General features: G+C 63.6%; 3 protein-coding genes. 1 reads left to right on the forward strand and 2 read right to left on the reverse strand.

Translation table 11 applies throughout. The annotated features are described in order from the left end of the window. Positions 1 to 858: 858 nt before the first annotated feature. Positions 859 to 1038: a hypothetical protein gene (locus tag RWT78_RS28605; RefSeq protein ID WP_314682734.1), complete on the forward strand. Its 180-nt coding sequence runs from the start codon at positions 859 to 861 to the stop codon at positions 1036 to 1038. Between the two features lie 3 nt (positions 1039 to 1041). Here RWT78_RS28605 and RWT78_RS28610 read toward each other — a convergent pair whose 3' ends face one another. Beyond that, on the reverse strand, positions 1042 to 1332 hold the full coding sequence (locus RWT78_RS28610; RefSeq protein WP_003942205.1) for a DUF503 domain-containing protein: 291 nt from the start codon (positions 1330 to 1332) through the stop codon (positions 1042 to 1044). Positions 1333 to 1445: 113 nt separating this feature from the next. Then, positions 1446 to 3776 (reverse strand): translation initiation factor IF-2 (infB, locus tag RWT78_RS28615; protein WP_314682741.1); only part of this gene is annotated, 2331 nt, incomplete at its 5' end.

The following is a 3776-nucleotide window of genomic DNA, read 5'->3' on the forward strand; positions in this document are numbered from 1 at the left end:
ACCGACAACAGTCTCGTCCATCGGCTACCCGGCAACCAAATCACCATCCACCCGCGCCTGCCGGACCCACAGCACAGACCGATCGCCCTTTTGTTGGTAACGTCCGGTCGATGACGCGATCAAGAATCACCGCATCGATAATTTCCGGAGGACTCGTTGCGACTGCACTACTTTGCTCGCCGGCAATCGCGTCGGCCGACCACAGCGAGTTCACACCGCTTCCACTGACATATTCGTTGGGAAGGAACAACACCCTTCCTTGTAGCGGACAACTCACGGGCTACGTCCAAACCCCGCACGACCGTCCAGGCATTGCAGTCGTTTCAGTCTCATGGACTTCCTTTTTCGACAGCCCGTGTTCGATCACCGCCTACGTCAATTATTCGAACCGCGACACTCGCACCGGTGGAACGAGAGCAATCGACTTGACGCACATCTCTGACGGATCCGGTTCGCTGCGGGGTGAATCGAGCCGCCAGATATCGATTGAGGTCGGGGCGGGCAACGCGGGCCTCAATCTGACCAGCGAATCGCTCACATCAACCTTGATCGATCCGGGCGCGTCTACCGTCCGCTTCGTAGTGGCATGAAGTAGTGCGCCGCCTACGGGGAGGTCCTCGCCAAGGGCGCCCCGCGAATCACGCGTTTTCTCACCGGATCTGAGTCGGCTCACCCGTCGTCGATCCCTCGGGCAACAACGTCATCTTCATTCAGCGTGACGAACCCGAAGTCGCTGAAGGGCTGGCGGGGATTGTCGACGACGCCCAGATTCTTCGGGACTTCAGAAGCGACGATCACACCGCCGCTTGGTTTTTGGACGTTGGTCTACTTCGATTCCCGGACGCAGGCGCGGACCGGGTGAAAGCGCTGACCGCTTCTGTCGGGATCACCATTGCACTGAGTGAAACCGAGATTGCGCGAAAAATGCGCGACGCGGTCGACACAGTCACACTTGGTTGTGAGGACGCCGAATCCCTTGCCGACGAACTCGATTCGGTACGCCGTCTGGAAGCGTGGCTCATCGACACCGCTCGATGACGCTCAGTCTTCCGGGCCGAAGATTCGCCTTCGCACAGCCAGCAACTGAATCTCCGGACGCTCGGCGACCGCCCGCTCACAATGATCGAGAACGTCGTGCAGGTGATCGACAGACGAACTGACCACACCGACGCCCACGAGCGCACGACGCAGGCGTCCCTGCTCCCCCGCCTCCGCTGCACTCACACCGAATCGACGGAGTTCCGTCAGGATCGGCGACAGCATCGAACGCTTTTCCTTGAGTGAGTGGACATCGCCGAAAAGAATGTCGAACTCCAGTGCCCCTACAAACATTTTCCCCCTAGACAGAGCCGAATGGACTCTTCCGGGCTTGTATGTTCAAGTCCGGAAGAGTCCATGTCAGCTAGTACTCACGTGCGTCCGCCCCAACGCCCGTGTCGACATAATCAGTCGCGCGGCTTCTCGCGAAGCTCGTAGCACTCGAGAACGTCACCGATCTTGATATCGGAATAGGTGACGGTCAAACCACATTCGTAGCCTTCGCGAACCTCGGTAGCGTCTTCCTTCTCCCGCTTGAGCGAGGAGATGGTGACCGTCTCGGCGATGACCTTGCTGTCGCGGATGAGACGTGCCTTGGCGTTGCGACGGATGCTGCCCGACGTGACCAAGCAACCGGCAATGTTGCCGATCTTGGACGAACGGAACATGGCGCGGATCTCTGCCTTGCCCAGCTCGACCTCTTCGTACACCGGCTTGAGCAGACCCTTGAGTGCCTTTTCGACCTCGTCGATGGCCTGGTAGATCACCGAGTAGTAGCGAATGTCGACGCCCTCGCGGTTCGCCAGCTCCGTTGCCTTGCCTTCGGCGCGGACGTTGAAGCCGATGATGATCGCGTTGGACGCAGCAGCCAGGTTGACGTTGGTCTCCGTGATGCCACCGACACCGCGGTCGATGACGCGCAACTGCACCTCGTCGTCGATCGGAATTCCGAGGAGAGCCTCTTCGAGGGCCTCCACGGTTCCCGAGTTGTCACCCTTGAGGATCAAGTTCAGCTGTGAATGTTCCTTCAGAGCTGCATCGAGATCGTCGAGGCTGATGCGCTTACGACTCTTCGCTGCAAGCGCGTTGCGCTTACGTGCGTTGCGACGGTCCGCGATCTGACGAGCGATACGGTCCTCGTCGACCACGAGCAGGTTGTCGCCTGCACCGGGGACCGACGTGAAGCCGATGACCTGGACCGGACGTGAAGGCAGTGCCTCGTGGACGTCCTGACCGTGCTCGTCCACCATGCGGCGGACGCGGCCGTAAGCATCGCCGGCAACGATCGAGTCGCCGACCCGCAGCGTTCCGCGCTGAATGAGCACGGTAGCGACGGGGCCGCGGCCACGGTCGAGGTGCGCCTCGATGGCAACACCCTGAGCGTCCATGTCCGGGTTGGCGCGCAGATCCAGGGAAGCGTCGGCCGTCAACAGCACTGCTTCGAGCAGTGCGTCGATGTTGAGACCCTGCTTCGCCGAGATGTCGACGAACATGGTGTCTCCGCCGTATTCCTCGGCCACCAGTCCGTACTCGGTGAGCTGCTGCCGGATCTTGTCCGGGTTCGCGCCTTCCTTGTCGATCTTGTTCACCGCGACCACGATCGGCACGTCGGCCGCCTGGGCGTGGTTGATCGCTTCCACCGTCTGCGGCATGACGCCGTCGTCGGCTGCGACAACAAGGATCGCGAGGTCGGTGGCCTTGGCACCACGAGCACGCATGGCCGTGAAGGCCTCGTGACCGGGGGTGTCGATGAACGTCACGAGACGCTCGTTGCCCTCGAGCTCGGTCAGCACCTGGTAGGCACCGATGTGCTGCGTGATGCCGCCGGCTTCGCCCTCACGGACATTCGCCTTACGGATCACGTCGAGCAGACGGGTCTTACCGTGGTCGACGTGGCCCATGACGGTGACCACAGGCGGACGGGACTCGAGGTCCTCTTCTCCGCCGGCGTCCTCGCCGTAGGTGAGGTCGAAGCTGTCGAGCAGCTCGCGATCCTCGTCCTCCGGGCTGACGACCTGCACGACGTAGTTCATTTCGCCGCCGAGCAGCTCCAGCGTCTCGTCGTTGACCGACTGAGTTGCCGTGACCATCTCACCGAGGTTGAACAACGCCTGCACGAGTGCTGCGGGGTTCGCGTCGATCTTGTCCGCGAAGTCCGACAGAGATGCGCCGCGAGCGAGACGGATGGTCTCGCCGTTGCCGCGTGGCAGCCTGACGCCGCCGACTGCGGGAGCCTGCATGCTTTCGTACTCGGCGCGCTTCGCCCGCTTCGACTTACGTCCACGGCGAACTGCTCCGCCGGGACGACCGAATGCACCTGCCGCTGCGCCGCGCTGACCGGGACGGCCACCGCCGCCGGGACGACCGCGGAATCCACCGGCCGGAGCTGCTCCACCGGGAGCACCTGCACCGGCACCGGCGCCGGGAGCGCCGCCACCGCGGTATCCACCGCCGCCGCCACCCGGGCGACCACCGGGAGCGCCACCGGGACGACCCGGACGTCCGCCGCCACCGGGCGCGGGACGAGCGGAACGAGCAGGCATTGCACCCGGGTTCGGGCGAGGAGGCATGGAGCCGGGGCTGGGACGGGGTCCGCCCTGACCTGCAGGCGGACGGGGTCCACCCTGGCCGGGAGCCGGACGGGGACCGCCCTGACCCGGAGCCGGACGAGGTCCACCCTGACCGGGAGCCGGACGGGGACCGCCCTGACCCGGAGCCGGACGAGAACCGCCCTGACC

This window comes from uncultured Rhodococcus sp. (assembly GCF_963525155.1).
Taxonomy (GTDB): Bacteria; Actinomycetota; Actinomycetes; order Mycobacteriales; family Mycobacteriaceae; genus Rhodococcus_F; species Rhodococcus_F qingshengii.